This is a genomic window from Pseudomonas sp. LB3P93, assembly GCF_054898025.1.
Window position 1 is genome coordinate 1,779,492 of record NZ_CM142713.1, and the last position, 17,955, is coordinate 1,797,446.

The window sequence follows — 17,955 nt, forward strand, 5'->3', positions numbered from 1 at the left end:
TTGAGATTAGAAAAATGACCGACAACACCATCAATACAGCCTTCGAAGCCGAATGCCAGGCAGAAATCGCAGCTCAGGGCGACGACCAGAAACTCACCGGTCTGGCCCAGGATTTCTTCAACCAGTCGGCGAAGCACAAGTACAGCTACCACTTCTCGTGGATGGGCCGTCCGATCATTCAGTTGCCGCAAGACATGATGGCGATGCAGGAAATCATCTGGCAGGTCAAACCTGACCTGGTGATCGAATGCGGTATCGCCCACGGCGGTTCGATCATCTACTACGCCTCCTTGCTGGAGCTGCAAGGCCACGGCGAAGTACTGGGCATCGACCTCGACATTCGCCCGCACAACCGCGAAGCCATCGAAAGCCACCCGATGAGCAAGCGCATCAAAATGATCGAAGGTTCGAGCATCGACGCCGCCATCGCCGAGCAAGTGCGCGCCGCGGCCGAAGGCAAGAAAGTCATTCTGGTACTGGATTCCAACCACACCCACGACCACGTGCTGGAAGAGTTGCGCCTGTACGCACCACTGGTGTCGGTCGACAGCTACTGCGTGGTGATGGACACCGTGGTTGAAGACATGCCGGCCGACTTCTTCCCTGATCGCCCATGGGGCCCGGGCGATAACCCGAAGACCGCCGTGTGGAAATACCTGGAAGAAAACGCTGACTTCGAGATCGACCGTCAGTTGCAGAACAAGCTGCTGATCACCGTGGCGCCGGACGGCTACCTGCGTCGCGTTCGTTAATCATTATTGAATCTGGGTTCTCGGCGCTTGGCCGGTTGTGGGGATAGAGATATGCGCGTTCAAAACACTGCTCGTAACGATGTGGCACCGCTGAATGAACGGTTGACGGTGGTGGTGATTTCCCACAATCGCAACGCCTACCTGCGGCGCACCTTGCAGTATTACAGCAGCTATCCCTGCACGATTCTGGTCCTGGATTCTTCGCTCAAAAGCGACGATGACATCACCCGGGATTACCCGATGGTCGATTACCGGCACCTGCCGCAGTTCACCTATACCGGGCTGCAGGACAAACTCGCCTATGGCGTGAATCAAGTGACCACGCCGTACATGGTGCTGGCGGCCGATGACGATTTCCTGATTCACGATGCGGTCACCGAGTCGCTGGAATTCCTCGAAGACAACGCCGACTACGGCATGGCTCACGGCTACGGAATCATGTACCTGGCCCGCGCCACGGAAGTGAATTACTTCCGCCGCGACCGCAAAGGGCCGGAAGATTATTGCTCGGATAAAGCCGAAGATCGCCTGACGCAATTCATGGGGCACTTCCTGCCGCCGTTCTATGCGGTCAGCCGCACCGAGCTGCTGCAAGACTGGCACAACGCACTGCTGCCGGGCACCAGCTTCGAATGGCAGGAAATCGGGCATGCCTATTACATGCTCGCTCGGGCCAAGGCGCGAATTCTGCCGATCCCGTTCGCCGTGCGGGAAATCCCTTACGGTGCCTCGGAACACAACACCAACGTCCTGACAGTGTTGACGCTTAAAGACGCGAAAACCGTGGCCGACCGCGAGCGCTTTGCCGAGTTTCTGGCTTCGCTGCCGACCGGCATGAGCCACAAGACGCTGGCCGAGGGCAAGCAGGTGGCGCTGGACAGTTTCGCTACCATGGCCGACTGCCTGACTAACATGCGTTCGTTGCAGGGGACGATGATTTTCACATCGGCCTGGCATGGGGCGGGTAAAGAACCGGTGCGCCAGTTTGGTCAGCAGCAGTTCGTCGAAATGCCGTTCTACAACGAGCCGGTGTTTGATCTGCTGACCCAATTCGAATTCCTCCTGCACACCATGCCCGCCGGCAAATTGCAGTTGCAGGAACTGGAAGGCATTTTGCTAAAGCAGCATGAGCTGATGCGCGTTCACCCTACCGACAACGATCGCACTCTGCGTGCTCGTTTGTGGGAAGCGCTGAGCCTCTATGCGTTCAACCGCACTGTGGTTGCGCGTCTGGCCGAGTCGCTGCAGGGCACCGAGGAAGAGGAAGAAGGCGTCAAGTTGCAAGCCTGGGCCAAGCGCCTGGCGTCGGTGCCGGCACAAGACGAACAGTCGTTGTTCGAAAACATGCCGTCCGGTCGCCTGCTGAGCTGGATCGACGCGCGCAACCCGGATGCCAAGCAACTCAAATCGATCAGTGCGCACCTGGCCAAACACAACGGCGGTCCACAATTCGGCATTCTGTTGCTGGATCTGGACGCCGACATGGTCAAGTTGCAGGCCACCTTCGACAGCCTGGTCAGTGGCCACTGCAAGGCGTTCAAACTGGTGGTGTTCACCACCGGCGATTTGCCGGCGACCACCACGCCGCGTGACACCGTGCACTTCGTCAAAGTCACTGCCAGCAACTACGTCGAACGCATCAACCAAAGTGTGACTCAGTCCACCGTCGATTGGCTGGTATTGGCCGAGGCCGGTGATCAGTTCACCGCCAGTGGCTTGCTGCGCGCCAGCCTCGAATTGCAAGGTGCCGAAGGCGTACGTGCGGTGGCCATGGACGAAATCCAGCGTCAGGAAAACGGTTCCCTGAGCGAAGTGTTCCGTCCGGGGGTCAACCTCGATCTGCTGCAAAGCGTGCCGTCGCTGATGGCCCGTCACTGGCTGATCCAGCGTGATGTATTGGCCGAGGCCGGTGGTTACTCGACTGAATACGCATCGGCGCTGGAGTTCGATCTGGTGCTGCGCCTGATCGAAGACGGCGGCTTGGGTGGTCTCGCTCATCTGGCCGAGCCACTGCTGATCTGCAACGCGCCGTCCGCCGAGGAAAACCCTCACGAGCGTCAGACCCTGACCCGGTCCCTGACGGCTCGCGGCTACCGCGGCCGGGTCAGCTCCGAGCTGCCGCAAACCTGGCAGATCGACTACCAGCACGCCAAGCGCCCGAAAGTGTCGATCATCCTGCACAGCCAGGACAATTTCGAGTCGCTGCAACGTGCCGTGGTCAGCGTGCTGCAACGTACCCGTTATCAGCAGCATGAAATCCTGATTGCCGATAACCACAGTCAGTCCGAAGAACTCGCCACTTGGTTGGCCAGCCTGGAAGGCAAGGGCGATCGCCTGCGCATCCTGCGGACCGACAAGCGTCTGAGCGCCTCGGCGCTGCATAACTTTGCGGTGCGAGAGGCCAAGGGCGACTACGTGGTGCTGATGTCGGCCGACGTCGAAGTGGTCAACTCTAACTGGCTCGATAGTCTGCTCAATCAGGCTCAGCGTCCGGAAGTCGGGATTGTCGGCGCCAAGCTGATGGACTTCCGTGGTGTCACCACGCAGGCCGGCCTGGTACTGGGCCTTAACGGTGTGCTGGGCTCGGTGTTTATCGGTGAGCGCAAAGATGCCAAAGGCTATATGAACGGTCATCAGGTGGAGCAGAACTACTCGGCCGTGTCCGGGGCTTGCATGATGGTTCGCAAAGACCTTTATGAAGCCGTCGGCGGTCTCGACGAAGAGCATTTCGACGAAGCCTTCGCTGACATCGATCTGTGCCTGAAAGCGGCCGACGCCGGTTACCTGATCGTCTGGTGCCCGCAGGCGCAAATGCTGCACCCGGGCCTGTTGCCTGACGCGCCGCAGACCGCCGCCGCCCTGCAAGATAAGTGGCAAGCGCGTTTCGCACAAGATTCGGCCTACAACCAGAACCTGGCCTTGACCGGCAAGGGCTTTACCCTCGGCGACGCTTCCAGTGTGAACTGGGCGCAGTTGCTCGCTTAAGCTGTCTGATCAGCAAAAGGACTCAGCACATGTGCAACCGCAAAATGATGTTCAAGGACACGTGTGTCTGCCCGTTGGTTGGGCATTGTGTTGAGTCAAGGTCATGATGCCGTACCGGATTCCCTACGGCCGACAAAACATTGATCAGTCGGACATCGACGCGGTCATGGAAGTGCTCAAATCGCCCTGGCTGACTCAAGGCCCGACGATCGAGCGCTTTGAAAAAGCCCTGGCCAAACACTGTCAGGCTGAATACGCGGTAGCGGTGTGCAACGCCACGGCAGCGTTGCACATTGCCTGCCTGGTGGCAGGGCTGGGGCCGGGGGATTACCTCTGGACCAGTCCCAACACCTTTGTCGCCTCGGCCAACTGCGGTCGCTACTGTGGCGCCAACGTCGATTTCGTCGACATCGACCCACACACCTTGAACATGGATGCTCGGTTACTTGCAGAGAAGCTCGAGGTCGCCGAAGCCACCGGCAATCTGCCCAAAGTGGTGGTGGCGGTCGCGTTCGCAGGGCAGAGTTGCGACATGCGTACGATCTCGCAGTTGTCCGAACGCTATGGTTTCACCTTGATCGAAGACGCCTCCCATGCGGTGGGTGCCTCGTATCTCGGTCGGCCAGTCGGTTGTGGCCAACACGCTGCAATGACGATTTTCAGCTTTCACCCGGTCAAGATCATTACCAGCGCCGAGGGCGGCATGGTGCTGACCAATCGCCCGGAGTTCGCCGACCGTTTGCGGCGCTTGCGCAGCCACGGCATTACCGGTGATCCGGCGCAGATGAACGTTCCGGACACAGGGTTGTGGTACTACCAGCAACTGGAGCTGGGCTTCAATTACCGCATGACCGATCTGCATGCCGCCCTGGGGCTGTCGCAAATGGCGCGGCTCGATGTGTTTGTCGCCAAGCGTCGTCAATTGGCTGCGCGTTATGAAACACTGCTGGCCGGTATAGCGGTGACATTGCCGGTGGCTGAGCCGGGTACAGAGTCGGCCTGGCACCTGTACGTGGTCCGGTTGCAATTGGAACAGACCCAGCTCAGCCAGACCCAGGTGTTCGAAGCGTTGCGGGCTGCCGGGTTGGGTGTGAACCTGCATTACATTCCGGTGCATTTGCAGCCGTATTACCGTGAGCAGGGTTTCAAGGATGGCGACTTCCCTCAGGCCGAACGTTATTTTTCCGAGGCCATCAGCTTGCCGTTGTACCCGGATCTGACGGATGAAGAGCAGGATGAAGTGGTGGAGCATTTGAGGCGAATTCTGGGTTGAACATCATGATTGATCGTCGGGCGACGGAGTGTCGGCTGTGAGTTGCGTGGCCATCATTCCGGCCCGGGGCGGCAGCAAGCGTATCCCGCGCAAGAACCTCAAGCCGTTTGACGGCGTACCGATGATCGTCCGCTCGATCCGTACAGCGCTGGATTCGAAGCTGTTCGATCAGGTGATCGTCAGCACCGACGATGAAGAAATCGCCGAGCTCGCGCGGGCGCATGGCGCTCAGGTGCCGTTCATGCGTCCGGCGTCATTGGCCGACGATTTCACCGGCACCGCTGCGGTGATGGTGCATGCCTTGAATGAGCTTCCGGCGTTCGACTATGCCTGCTGCCTCTACGCCACCGCGCCGCTGTTGCAGGCGCGGTTTCTGCGTCAGGGATTTGAATTGCTGGAGCAGCATCCGGATAAATCCTTCGCGTTTTCCGTGGCCGGTTTCGGCTTTCCCGTGCAACGTGCCTTGACCCTCGACGAGCAGGGCGCACTGACGTCGCTGTACCCGGAATTTCGCAACACCCGCTCGCAGGACCTGGCCGAAGCCTTTCAAGACGCCGGTCAGTTCTACTGGGGGCGTAGCGAGGCTTGGTTGCGCGGTGATGTGTTGTTCTCTCCAGCGAGCTTGCCGGTGATTCTGCCGCGGCATCTGGTGCAGGACATCGATACCCTCGAAGACTGGAAGCGCGCTGAATACCTTTATGCCGCGCTGAAGGCCGGTGGTGAATTGCAATGAGGGTGCTGATTCGTTCCGACGCGTCGCCGACCATTGGCAGCGGGCATATCGCTCGTTTGTTGCCCCTGGCCAGAACCCTGCGCAAGCAGGGCTCGCACGTTGCCTTTGCGTGTCGCCTGCTGCCGGGCCATCGGTTGGATGCGCTGGCGGCTGAAGGCTTTGAAACCTTCGCGCTGCCGGAGCGTTATCCCGATGAAGACCCGCAGCAAGCCATCGAATCCATGCTGCCGTGGCAGGCGGACATCGACGCGTTGGCGCACGCACTGGAAAACCATCCGGCGTTCGACTGGATCATCGTCGATCACTATGGCCTCGACCATCACTGGCAGACCGCGGCCCGGCGCTGGGCGCCACGGATCGCCGCGGTGGATGACCTTGCCACTCGCCAGTACGCCGTCGATTTGCTGCTCAACCAGAACCTGTCGGGCACGCCAGAGGCTTATGAATCGCTGCTCGCGCCCGGCTGCCAGACGTTGTTCGGCCCACGTTTCGCGATGCTGCGCGATGAGTTCCGCTGCCCGGCGATCCCGATCAAGCCGCAAGCCAAACGGGTGTTGGTGAATTTCGGCGGCTTCGATGCGGCGATGCAGACTCACCACGCGATGTTGGCGATAGCGGATTTCGCTGCGCTGGAAGTCGATTTCGTTGCCGGTGCCGACAACCCGGCCTGGGACACGATGCAGGCCATGGCGGCGAATCGCCCGAACTGGCGTTTGCACAGTTTTGTCAGCGACTTCTACCGGCTGATGACCGAGGCCGACCTGTTTGTCGGCGCCGGTGGCGGCACTAGCTGGGAGCGGGCGGCCATGGGGCTGCCGACGATTTGCATTGCGGTCTCGAATAATCAACAGGCCAACGGCGAGGTCATGGCCGCTTCGGGCGCCCATGTTTATCTGGGTGCTCGTGAGGAGGTCAGCGTCGAGCAGTTGCGCCAGGCGATCGGTTTTGTCGCGGGCAATCAGGGAATACGCCAGAGCCTGGCCGAACATTCACGGCATCTGGTCGATGGTCGCGGCGCGCAGCGAGTGGCGGCAGCCTTGGCTGGTGCGGTGTTGCATATACGCTCCGCGACCGCAGACGATGCCCGGCTTCTGTTCGACGGACGCAATGCCGAGGCGGTGCGGCGCTGGTCGCTGGAGACCGGGGCGATTGAATGGGCGTCGCATCAAAGCTGGCTGACCTCCAGTTTGAACAATGAGCAGCGCTTGCTGCTGATCGCCGAGGCCGATGACGGTCCGGTGGGTGTGCTGCGTTATGACTTGCGCGGCGTTGAAGCCGAAGTCTCGATTTATCTGTTCGAAGATCGCATCGGCCTGGGCTGGGGCAGGGCGCTGCTGGCCCGCGGCGAGGTGTTCGTCACGGCCCACTGGCCGCAACTGACCGCCATCACCGCCCAGGTGCTGCCGGCCAACCAGCCGTCGCTGAAGGTCTTTCGCGAAGCCGGTTTCACTCAGCGTGCTTGCGCGTTCACGCGCGTATTGAAGGATTACAGCAATGACTAGTTTCAAGATCGGCAACCGCTCAATCGGTGCCGACGCGCCACCGTTCATCATTGCCGAGATGAGTGGCAACCATAACCAGTCGCTGGACATGGCGCTGCAAATCGTCGAAGCCGCGGCCAAGGCCGGTGCGCATGCCTTGAAGCTGCAAACCTACACCGCAGAGACCATGACCCTGGACCTGTCCGAGGGCGAGTTCTTCATCAAGGACCCCAACAGTCTGTGGGCCGGGACTTCGTTGTATGCGTTGTACGAGAAAGCGCATACGCCGTGGGAATGGCACGCGCCAATCTTTGCCCGGGCCAAGGAACTGGGCATGCTGGCGTTCTCCACGCCGTTCGATGACAGCGCCGTCGACTTCCTCGAAAGCCTGGACGTGCCGGCGTACAAGATCGCCAGTTTCGAAAACACCGACCTGCCGCTGATTCGTCGGGTCGCCGCCACCGGCAAGCCATTGATCATCTCCACCGGCATGGCCAGCATCGCCGAGCTTGACGAAACCGTGCGTGCTGCCCGTGAGGCGGGGTGCAAGGACCTGGTGCTGCTCAAATGCACCAGCACCTACCCGGCGACACCGGCCAACAGTAACGTGCGGACGATTCCTCATTTGCGCGAATTGTTTGGTTGCGAAGTCGGGCTGTCCGATCACTCCATGGGCGTCGGCGTGTCCGTGGCGGCGGTAGCGCTGGGGGCGACGGTGGTGGAAAAACACTTCACCCTCGACCGTGCGGCCGGTGGTGTCGATGCCAGTTTCTCCCTGGAGCCGGCCGAACTCGAAAGCCTGGTGATTGAAACCGAGCGTGCCTGGCAGGCCATGGGCCAGGTGCATTACGGCGTCACCGAAGCGGAGCGCAAGTCGCTGGTGTACCGACGCTCGCTCTATGTCACGCAAGACATGGCGGCCGGCGAGCCGTTTACTGTCGCCAATCTGCGTGCCATCCGTCCTGGCCTGGGGCTGGCGCCCAAACACGCTGAAACCCTTCTGGGCCACCACGCCCGCCACGCCATCAAACGTGGAACCCCGCTGGACTGGTCGTTGGTCGAATAACGCCTTGTCGGTCTGTTTCGGCAAAATAGCGTGACCTGCGAGTCATAACGCGCATCTTCACTGTATTGTATTAATCGGGAAGGTGGCGCCTGGCCTGTTTTTGGCCCAGTGATAGCCTTTTATTCTTCCCGCTGTCGCCTCCATGGGGCGACGTTTTTCTCTGTTTGTCGGCGCCCCTCGAATCATTACGAGCGGTGGTATTGGGCTGTTTATTATTGGGAAGCCGTAATGATTGGCATAAAAAGCATTGCGAGCTACGTTCCTGTAGCCGGCGTGGACAATTACGCACAAGGTGCAAAATTCGAAAAGGATGAAGAGTTCATCCTGGGCAAAATCGGTTCGGCCTTCCTGCCGCGCAAAGACGCCGGGCAAGAAACGTCGGACCTGTGTGTCGAAGCAGCCAACGCGCTGTTCGCCAACAACCCCGATCTGAAACGCGAATCCATTGATGTACTGATTGTTGTCACCCAGAACGGCGACGAAGAAGGCCTGCCCCACACCGCAGCCATCGTTCAGGACAAACTCGGCCTGCCGACCACCGTGGCCGCGTTCGATATTTCCCTGGGCTGCTCCGGCTACGTCTATGGCATCTACGCGATCAAGGGCTTCATGGAAGCCGCCGGCCTGAAAAATGGCTTGCTGATCACTGCCGACCCGTATTCGAAAATCGTCGACCCGGAAGACCGCAACACCACCATGCTTTTCGGCGACGCCGCCACTGCGACCTGGATGGGTGAAGACGCGCCTTGGCAGCTGGGCAAAGCCAAGTTCGGCACCGATGGTTCCGGTGCGCCGCACCTGAAAGTCACCGACGGCGTGTTCTACATGAACGGTCGTCAGGTGTTCAACTTTGCGCTGCTCAAAGTGCCGGCGCACTTGCATGAACTGCTGGCCGACTCGCAACTGACCGCTGACGACATCGATGCCTTCTGCATTCACCAGGGCAGCGCAGCGATTGTCGACGCCGTAGCACGTCGCTTCGAAGGTGAGCCGGAGAAGTTCATCAAGGACATGGTCGAGACCGGCAACACCGTGTCGTCGAGCATTCCGCTGCTGTTGGAAAAACACGTGCTGGACTCCGACTGGAAGCGCGTTGCGCTGAGCGGTTTCGGCGTTGGACTGTCCTGGGGCTCGGCGATCATCTATCGTCCTTGAACCCGGTGAATTAGTCGAAGAAAGCCAGACACAAAAATAGCGCTCAAGGTGTAATCTTGAGCGCTATTTTTTTGCCCGAACACAAAGCGAGGCTCCATGAGCGAGTTCTTTGAGCACAACGTCGACGTCATTCAGCAACGCTGGCCGGCGTTGGCTGTGCGTTTGCTGATTGAAGACGCGAGCCAGTTGCAGGCTGACCTGGTGGAAGGCCTCGGCTCGACGTTGAGTATCAACGGCATTCAGCTGACCAGCCGCCATGATCGCAGTCGCGAAGCCGTGCTTCAGGCCGACAGCTTGCCGGTCGACAGTCCGGTGATGCACGTCTACGGCACCGGGCTCGGCGATCTGCAAATGGAGTTGCTGCAACGTGCCGGTCTCGAGCGGTTGTATGTGCACATTCTCAACGGCGCCGTGTTCGCCCTCGTGCTGCAACTGCTCGATCAGCACACGTGGCTCAGCGATCCGCGGGTCGAGTTGCTGTATGCCGGCGATCTGGGAGAAATCCAGCTGCCGTTTTTTGCCCTGCCATCGGAGCTGGTACTGGCCGACGATTTCAACGCGAAGATCCGTGATCGCCTGATCAGCGAAACCCATCTGACGTTCAATAATCGTGAGTTCGACCCGCAAGCGCCTGAGGTTATCGAGCGCTTGCAGGCCAGCCTCAAGTGGGTGCAGGCCGATCACGACGTGGCCGAGTTGTTCGGTTCGCAACCGGGGCAGGAGGTGTTTGTCATCGCCACCGGGCCAAGCCTCGAACAGCACTTCGCGACCCTGCGCGCGATTCGCAATGAAGCCGAGCGACCGTTATTCATCTGCGTCGATACGGCCTATCGTCCGTTGCTCAAGCACGGCATACGTCCCGACATTGTCGTCAGCATCGACCAACGCATTTCCGACCGACACCTGCCGTCAGAAGGCACGGCTGACATCACGCTGGTGTACATGCCCATGCTGGATCCCGTGGTGATTGAAGCCTGGCAGGGGCCACGCTATGCCGGTTACTCCGCGAGCCCGATCTACCAGCAGTTGCGTCGGCAATTGCCCAGGGGTGAATTGTATGTCGGTGGCAGCGTGATCCATCCGGCGGCGGACCTGGCGGTGAAGATGGGCGCGGCACAGATCACGCTATTTGGCGCCGACTTCGCCTTCCCGGGGGACAAGACCCACGCCGGCTGGAGCGATGGTGATCTGGGGCCGCAACTGGGTGCTGCCAAACATTGGGTGCTGGACGGTCACGGTCAGCGCATCAAGACTCAGCTCAATTTCCGCAGCTATCTGTGTGAGCTGGAGCGTTTTATCGCGGGCCATCCGCAGGTGCGTTTCTATAACAGCAGTCGGGCAGGGGCGATGATCGCCGGCACGGTTTTTCATCCGGAGTTCGCGTCATGAGCGTGCTTGAAACCTTCGTCGTCGAAGCGCAGCACTGTGCAGCCTTGTTCCGTCTGGGGCGTGATGTGGAAGCCGGGCTGGCGATGACTGAGCTGGTCGCAGCCGTTCACCCGACGTTCGATTCAAGATCGCTGGAGGCTCGGCAGCAGTGGGCATTTTTGCTCGGCGAACTATTCGCGTGTCAGGAGGCGCAGAACTGGCTCGCGCTGGCGGATTACCTGGAATATGAGCTGGTCGAGATGCTCACCGAGAATCTGTCCTTTTAAGCAATTTATCTTCAGTCGGTGCCGGCGAATCCTCGCCAACCTGTCGCCGACATTTCCCTGACGTCATTTTTTCGCTATCAAATTGCCGCCAACCCCTTGATTTACGGGGGGTGGCAACGTGATGGCAAATATTTTTGAAAATCCCCTAAAGCAAGTTGCGTTGGCGACGATAACTATTACGAAGGTTCTCTAGGCCATACCCGGCGGTTGCCAGGGCCGGAAGCCGCAGTACCCAACCAACGAGGAATTCGTCATGGCTTTAACAGTAAACACCAACGTCACATCGTTGAACGTTCAGAAGAACCTCAACCGTGCTTCCGACGCTCTGTCGACTTCGATGTCTCGTCTGTCTTCCGGCCTGAAAATCAACAGCGCTAAAGACGACGCCGCCGGCCTGCAAATCGCTACCCGTATGACTGCTCAAATCCGCGGTCAGAACATGGCGATCAAAAACGCCAACGACGGTATCTCGATCGCTCAGACCGCTGAAGGCGCGATGCAGGAATCGACCAACATTCTGCAGCGTATGCGTGAACTGGCAATCCAGGCACGTACCGACTCGAACGGCACTGCAGACCGCGTCGCTCTGAACAAAGAGTTCATGGCTCTGTCGGACGAAGTGACTCGTATCGCCCAGTCGACCAACCTGAACGGCAAAAACCTGATCGACGGCACCGCCGGCACCATGACCTTCCAGGTCGGCGCCAACAGCGGTGCTTCCAACCAGATCACTCTGACTCTGGCCAGCGGCTTCGACGCTGCAACCTTGTCCGTTGGTTCGGCTACCCTGCAAATCACTGGTAACAGCTCGGCTACCGCTCAGGCTTCGTTCACCGCTGCTGTGACCCGTATCGACGCGGCTCTGGCAAGAATCGACGCCAGCCGTGCTGACCTCGGTGCTGCACAAAACCGTCTGGCCAGCACCATCTCCAACCTGCAAAACATCAACGAGAACGCTGAAGCTGCTCGTGGTCGCGTACAAGATACCGACTTCGCTGCTGAAACTGCCCAGCTGACCAAGCAACAAACTCTGCAACAAGCTTCCACCGCGGTTCTGGCTCAGGCCAACCAACTGCCGTCCGCTGTACTGAAACTGCTTCAGTAATAGCTGATTGAGTTTTGGCGAGGGGTGTGCGCTGGTCGTGCCCTCTCGCTTTTTTACTTTTAGAGGTGATGGACATGGATATGAGCGTGAAGCTGAACTTGTCTTATCCGACGGCGAAGCACGCAACCCCGGTTGCTGAGACGCCTGTGGAAAAGCCTCGAGCGGAGCCCGCGAAAGTGGTCGACGTCAAGGAGGTGCGCAAGAGCGCACAAACCGAGCAGGACAAATTGAAAATGGCTGTTCAAGAAATTGAAAAGTTCGTTCAGTCGGTCAAGCGCAATCTGGAGTTCTCGATTGATGAGCCTTCAGGCCAGGTTGTTGTGAAAGTCATTGCCAGTGAATCCGGTGAGGTGGTCCGTCAGATCCCCAACGAAGAAGTCCTGAAACTGGCGAATAGTTTGAATGATGCAAGCAGCCTGTTGTTCAGCGCTAAAGCCTGATAACTGGCACGAATTTTGTTGCTATGTTCTTTTGGGCGTTGTAGTGGTCAAAAGGCCGGCGACACACTGAAGGGAGTTACACATGGCAAGTCCAATTTTACCGGGCACGGGTTTAGGTTCAGGTATTGATACCGGTGCTATCGTCAAAGCCTTGGTGAGCGCTGACAAAGCGGCCAAACAAGGTCAGATCGACCGTGGCACCGCCACCAACTCGGCGAGTATTTCCGGGGTCGGTACGTTGAAGTCGCTGCTGGCCACGTTCCAGGCGGCGCTCAAGGATCTGGGTAACACGACATCCCCTCAGTTCACGGGTTTTGCAGCGACCACCGCCAACGCCAAAGTGGTTACCGCCACCGCAAACAACTCAGCGGTCGCCGGCACTTACACCGTCGCCGTCACTCAATTGGCCACCAGCTCGAAAGTGGCCAGTGCTGCCTTCGCCGGTGGTGCAACCAGCCCGGTCGCGTCAGGCACCCTGACGATCGATCAGGGCAGCAACTCCTATACCGTTAACGTTGCGGCGGGCGCCACCCTGCAACAGGTTCGTGACTCCATCAACACTTCGTACCAGTCCAGTGGCCTCAGCGCCAACATCGTGACCGACAGTTTCGGTTCGCGTCTGGTGCTGGGTTCCAGCACCACGGGTGCCGGGTCCGAGCTCAAAGTCAGCGGTATTGCCGGTCTGGACATGGACGGTACGGTGAAAATGGCGGCAACGCCGACTGCGACTTCTTCGGGTGCCATCGGCGAATTGCCTGTGGATGCGCTCTACAGCGTTGATGGCTTGGCCATGAGCAGTCCTTCCAACACCGTGAGCAACGTTTCCGGGTTGTCGATGACCTTGCTGTCCAAGGACGCCACCACCACCGTAACCGTCGCAGGCAACAACGATGGCCTCAAGGCTTCGATCCAGAAGTTTGTCGACGCCTACAACGCCGTGGCCAACGCAGTGGCGTCCTTGACCAAGCCGTCTCTGGACGACAATAACAAGCCGACCATCCCGGCCGCGCTGACCGGTGATGCGATGCCGCGTGCGATTCTGGCTGCCATGCGTGGTCCATTGTCCACTCCCAATGGCGGTCCGGGCGACAAGCTCAGCGTGCTCTCGCAATTGGGGATCAACACTGACCAGAAAACCGGTGCACTGAACTTCGACTCCACCAAGTTCACCGCGGCCATGAATGACAAGAAGCTCGGTGGCGAGGTTCAGACCCTGTTTACCGGTACCAACGGTCTGCTCGAGCGCATGAGCAATGTGATCAAGCCATACACCGATACCGGCGGAATTCTGGATACCCGCACCTCCAGCCTGAATAAGGTCAAAACCAAACTGGCCGAAGACCAGGGAGCCCTGGATCGCCGGATCGAGAACCTGACCGCTGTACTGACCAAAAAGTACAACGACATGGATACACTCGTTGGTAAGTTGAAAGCGACCGCCAACAACATTACCTCGATGTTTGAGGCGATGACTGCGCAGCAGAAGAACTCGTAACACGCACAACGCCAAAAGCCCGGCAGCGTTTTCAAGCGCTCCGGGCTTTTTGCATTTGAATCTAAAGTTTTTTGACGCGTCGTCGATACACTGGTTAGACGAACTACAGAATTTTGATGAGGTACAACATGAATCCAATGTTAGCCCTTCGCCAATACCAGAAGATTGGCGCTCAGGCGCAAACTTCCGAAGCCAGCCCACATCGCCTTGTGCAGATGTTGATGGAAGGCGGTCTTGATCGTATCGCTCAGGCCAAAGGCGCGATGGAGCGCAAAGACATCCCGAACAAAGGTGTTCTGATCGGCAAGGCCATCGGCATCATCGGTGGTTTGCGTGAAGGTCTGGACCTCGAAAATTCCGCTGAAACGGTCGGTGAGCTGGACAGTCTTTACGCCTACATGATGAAGCGTCTGGCCGAAGCCAACATCAAGACCGATCCGAAGATGCTCGACGAAGTCGCTGATTTGCTTCGTACTGTCAAAGACGGTTGGGATGGAATTGCCGCACCGGGTCCGCAGTTTTAAGGAGATCACCATGAGTCTTGTATTGCAGCGAATTGAACACACCCGTGACGCGCTGGTCGGAGCATTGGCCGAGCGAAACTGGGAGGCCATCGGTGAGTTGGACCTGGCGTGCCGTTCCTGCATGGAAGACGTCTTGAGTGAAGGTTCGGTGGACGAAGCCGCGTTGCGCGATAATCTTGAGGAGTTGCTGGGGGTGTACAAGCAGCTTCTGGAGGCAGCGACGGGGGAGAGGCAAGCGATAGTCGACGAGATGTCGCAGATCCATCAAGCACAGAGCGCGGCAAAGGTTTACCATCTGTTTGGTTAATTAACCCTCAGTTAATCCAAACATAGTGCGCCATAAATTTGACTGTGCACGGTTTTTTGACTTAACTAGTGGCTGGTTCCAGATTTCAGGCGTCTACAGGCATAACGTGTCTGCAAGCGTCTAGCTTGCCCCATCATTTTGGGCATTGAGTTGACTAGGGAAGTTGCTATTGCATGTGGCGTGAAACCAAAATTCTGCTGATTGATGACGATAGCGTCCGCCGCCGCGATTTGGCGGTGATTCTAAATTTTCTCGGCGAAGAAAATTTACCTTGCGGCAGCCATGACTGGCAGCAGGCCGTCGGCTCTTTGTCATCAAGTCGTGAAGTGATCTGTGTCCTCATCGGGACGGTCAATGCTCCTGGCGCACTTCCGGGCTTGTTAAAGACACTCGCTACCTGGGATGAGTTCCTTCCGGTTTTGTTAATGGGCGATAATTCTTCCGTTGACTTGCCTGAAGACCAGCGTCGCCGTGTGCTTTCGACCCTCGAAATGCCGCCCAGCTACAGCAAGCTGCTCGACTCGCTGCACCGTGCCCAGGTCTATCGCGAGATGTATGACCAGGCTCGCGAGCGCGGTCGTCATCGCGAACCCAATCTTTTCCGCAGCCTTGTCGGCACCAGCCGGGCGATCCAGCACGTCCGTCAGATGATGCAACAAGTGGCCGACACTGACGCCAGTGTGCTGATCCTCGGCGAGTCCGGCACCGGCAAGGAAGTGGTCGCGCGCAACCTGCACTACCACTCCAAGCGTCGTGACGCGCCGTTCGTTCCGGTCAACTGCGGGGCGATCCCGGCCGAGTTGCTGGAAAGCGAATTGTTCGGCCACGAAAAGGGTGCTTTTACCGGCGCCATTACCAGTCGTGCCGGGCGTTTCGAACTGGCCAACGGCGGCACCCTGTTCCTCGACGAAATCGGCGACATGCCGCTGCCGATGCAGGTCAAGTTGCTGCGCGTGTTGCAGGAGCGCACCTTCGAGCGCGTGGGCAGCAACAAGACCCAGAGCGTCGACGTGCGCATCATTGCGGCGACGCACAAGAATCTCGAAAGCATGATCGAGATCGGCACCTTCCGCGAAGACTTGTACTACCGCCTGAACGTGTTCCCGATCGAGATGGCGCCGCTGCGTGAGCGTGTCGAAGACATCCCGTTGCTGATGAACGAGTTGATCTCGCGCATGGAGCACGAGAAGCGCGGTTCGATTCGCTTCAACTCGGCGGCGATCATGTCGCTGTGCCGTCACGGCTGGCCGGGCAACGTTCGCGAGCTCGCCAACCTGGTGGAACGCATGGCGATCATGCACCCGTACGGGGTGATCGGCGTGGTCGAGTTGCCGAAGAAATTCCGTTACGTCGATGACGAAGACGAGCAGCTGGTCGACAGCCTGCGCAGCGACCTTGAAGAACGCGTGGCCATCAACGGTCATACCCCGGACTTCACCGCCAACGCCCTGCTGCCGCCGGAAGGCCTCGACTTGAAAGACTACCTCGGTGGTCTGGAGCAGGGGCTGATTCAGCAGGCGCTGGATGATGCCAACGGCATCGTGGCCCGCGCTGCAGAGCGCCTGCGTATTCGTCGTACCACGCTGGTGGAAAAGATGCGCAAGTACGGCATGAGCCGTCGCGACGGTGATGAACAGGCGGATGATTGACGCCTGTTTTTCAAGTCGTTCATTTGTAGGCGGTTTTTTTTAGGCACGGGTATTGCTACATCCCTCGCAACGTTCCGTTTAACTGACGGTCAGCCAAGCGAGAGAGCACGATGCCCCAAGCCGCCCAGATGTCTCCTGTCCCTGATGTTTCGGGGCAACCGTCGTCCGTAGAGCAGGCAAGCCGGCTTGGCCTTGAGCAGGCGTTCTCGCTGTTCAACCAGATGTCTAGCCAGTTGACCGATTCCTACAGCATGCTTGAAGCCCGGGTCACCGAGCTCAAGGGCGAGCTGGCGGTGGTCAGCGCTCAACGCATGCAAGAGTTGGCAGAAAAAGAACGCCTGGCCAACCGTCTGCAAAACCTTCTTGATCTGTTGCCTGGCGGTGTCATCGTCATCGATGCCCAGGGCATCGTGCGTGAAGCCAATCCGGCGGCCTGCGAGTTGCTCGGTCTGCCCCTCGAAGGCGAACTCTGGCGCCATGTCATTGCTCGCTGCTTTGCCCCTCGCGAAGACGATGGTCACGAAATCTCCCTCAAGGACGGTCGGCGTCTGTCGATTGCCACTCGCTCGCTGGATGCCGAGCCTGGGCAGTTGGTATTGCTCAACGACCTGACTGAAACCCGTCATCTGCAAGATCAACTGGCCCGTCACGAACGCCTGTCGTCCCTCGGTCGCATGGTCGCTTCGTTGGCCCATCAAATTCGTACACCGCTGTCCGCCGCCTTGCTCTACGCCAGTCATTTGACTGAGCAGGAATTGCCGGTCGCCACGCAACAGCGTTTCGCCGGGCGCCTGAAAGAGCGTTTGCATGAGCTGGAGCATCAGGTCCGCGACATGTTGGTGTTCGCGCGCGGCGAGTTGCCGTTGACTGACCGTGTCACACCCAAACAGCTGATGCAGTCGCTGCAATCGGCGGCGCTGACCCATGTGCAGGACCTGCCGATTCGCTGGCAGTGCGACAGTCATGCCGGCGAATTGCTGTGCAACCGCGACACCCTGGTCGGCGCGATCCTCAATCTGATCGAGAACGCGATTCAGGCCAGTGCTGGCGATGTCCGATTGAAGGTGCATTTCTACGCCCGTGAAAACAACCTGCGCGTGTGCGTCAGTGACAGCGGCAGCGGCATCGACAGCAAAGTGCTGGCGCGCCTGGGCGAGCCGTTTTTCACCACTAAAACCACCGGGACCGGCCTGGGCCTGACCGTGGTCAAGGCAGTGGCCCGTGCTCATCAGGGAGAATTGCAGTTGCGCTCGCGGCCGGGGCGCGGCACGTGTGCGCAGGTCATCCTGCCGCTTTTTTCCGGTGAACAGCCCAACGCTCAGGGAGCGGAGTGAA

General features: G+C 58.9%; 16 protein-coding genes. All 16 read left to right on the forward strand.

Translation table 11 applies throughout. The features are described 5' to 3' along the window. The first annotated feature begins 14 nt into the window (after nt 1-14). The 16 genes from ACYZT8_RS07850 (at nt 15) to ACYZT8_RS07925 (ending at nt 17,954) form a co-directional block, all read left to right on the forward strand. A complete protein-coding gene (locus ACYZT8_RS07850) occupies nt 15-752 on the forward strand; it encodes a cephalosporin hydroxylase family protein (RefSeq protein ID WP_094471212.1) in 738 nt (245 codons plus the stop codon). A 51-nt stretch (nt 753-803) separates the two neighbouring features. Next, entirely contained in the window at nt 804-3,737 is a 2,934-nt protein-coding gene (locus tag ACYZT8_RS07855) for a TIGR00180 family glycosyltransferase (protein ID WP_461980235.1), read from the forward strand. Between the two features lie 103 nt (nt 3,738-3,840). Next, complete coding sequence (pseC, locus tag ACYZT8_RS07860; RefSeq protein WP_461980236.1) at nt 3,841-5,010, forward strand: UDP-4-amino-4,6-dideoxy-N-acetyl-beta-L-altrosamine transaminase; 1,170 nt, start codon at nt 3,841-3,843, stop codon at nt 5,008-5,010. A 37-nt stretch (nt 5,011-5,047) separates the two neighbouring features. Further along, nucleotides 5,048-5,743: a pseudaminic acid cytidylyltransferase gene (gene pseF, locus ACYZT8_RS07865; RefSeq protein WP_461980237.1), complete on the forward strand. Its 696-nt coding sequence runs from the start codon at nt 5,048-5,050 to the stop codon at nt 5,741-5,743. Beyond that, entirely contained in the window at nt 5,740-7,245 is a 1,506-nt protein-coding gene (gene pseG / locus ACYZT8_RS07870; RefSeq protein WP_461980238.1) for a UDP-2,4-diacetamido-2,4,6-trideoxy-beta-L-altropyranose hydrolase, read from the forward strand. Before pseF ends, pseG begins: the two co-directional genes overlap by 4 nt. Continuing rightward, nucleotides 7,238-8,290, forward strand: a complete 1,053-nt coding sequence (gene pseI, locus ACYZT8_RS07875) for a pseudaminic acid synthase (protein ID WP_461980239.1) — start codon at nt 7,238-7,240, stop codon at nt 8,288-8,290. Before pseG ends, pseI begins: the two co-directional genes overlap by 8 nt. 228 nt (nt 8,291-8,518) lie before the next feature. Further along, the gene (locus tag ACYZT8_RS07880; protein ID WP_461980240.1) at nt 8,519-9,445 is read left to right on the forward strand and encodes a ketoacyl-ACP synthase III; all 927 of its coding nucleotides are present in this window, start codon (nt 8,519-8,521) and stop codon (nt 9,443-9,445) included. 96 nt (nt 9,446-9,541) lie between these two features. Continuing rightward, nucleotides 9,542-10,834, forward strand: coding sequence for a motility associated factor glycosyltransferase family protein (locus ACYZT8_RS07885; RefSeq protein ID WP_461980241.1), 1,293 nt, complete (start codon nt 9,542-9,544; stop codon nt 10,832-10,834). Then, on the forward strand, nt 10,831-11,100 hold the full coding sequence (locus ACYZT8_RS07890) for a hypothetical protein (RefSeq protein ID WP_461980242.1): 270 nt from the start codon (nt 10,831-10,833) through the stop codon (nt 11,098-11,100). Before ACYZT8_RS07885 ends, ACYZT8_RS07890 begins: the two co-directional genes overlap by 4 nt. A 253-nt stretch (nt 11,101-11,353) precedes the next feature. Beyond that, nucleotides 11,354-12,205 (forward strand): flagellin domain-containing protein, encoded by an 852-nt coding sequence (locus tag ACYZT8_RS07895; protein ID WP_461980243.1) that lies wholly within the window; start codon nt 11,354-11,356, stop codon nt 12,203-12,205. A gap of 74 nt (nt 12,206-12,279) precedes the next feature. Continuing rightward, complete coding sequence (locus ACYZT8_RS07900) at nt 12,280-12,645, forward strand: flagellar protein FlaG (RefSeq protein WP_461980244.1); 366 nt, start codon at nt 12,280-12,282, stop codon at nt 12,643-12,645. Nucleotides 12,646-12,727: 82 nt separating this feature from the next. Further along, a complete protein-coding gene (gene fliD / locus ACYZT8_RS07905) occupies nt 12,728-14,140 on the forward strand; it encodes a flagellar filament capping protein FliD (RefSeq protein WP_461980245.1) in 1,413 nt (470 codons plus the stop codon). Nucleotides 14,141-14,268: 128 nt separating this feature from the next. Further along, nucleotides 14,269-14,664 (forward strand): flagellar export chaperone FliS, encoded by a 396-nt coding sequence (gene fliS, locus ACYZT8_RS07910; protein ID WP_461980246.1) that lies wholly within the window; start codon nt 14,269-14,271, stop codon nt 14,662-14,664. 10 nt (nt 14,665-14,674) lie between these two features. Further along, nucleotides 14,675-14,971, forward strand: a complete 297-nt coding sequence (locus ACYZT8_RS07915; RefSeq protein ID WP_461980247.1) for a flagellar protein FliT — start codon at nt 14,675-14,677, stop codon at nt 14,969-14,971. Nucleotides 14,972-15,144: 173 nt separating this feature from the next. Continuing rightward, nucleotides 15,145-16,620 carry a sigma-54 dependent transcriptional regulator gene (locus tag ACYZT8_RS07920; RefSeq protein ID WP_131061623.1) on the forward strand — a complete coding sequence of 492 codons (1,476 nt, stop codon included), beginning with the start codon at nt 15,145-15,147 and terminating at the stop codon, nt 16,618-16,620. A 128-nt stretch (nt 16,621-16,748) separates the two neighbouring features. Continuing rightward, nucleotides 16,749-17,954, forward strand: a complete 1,206-nt coding sequence (locus ACYZT8_RS07925; RefSeq protein ID WP_461982394.1) for a sensor histidine kinase — start codon at nt 16,749-16,751, stop codon at nt 17,952-17,954. Nucleotide 17,955 lies beyond the last annotated feature (1 nt).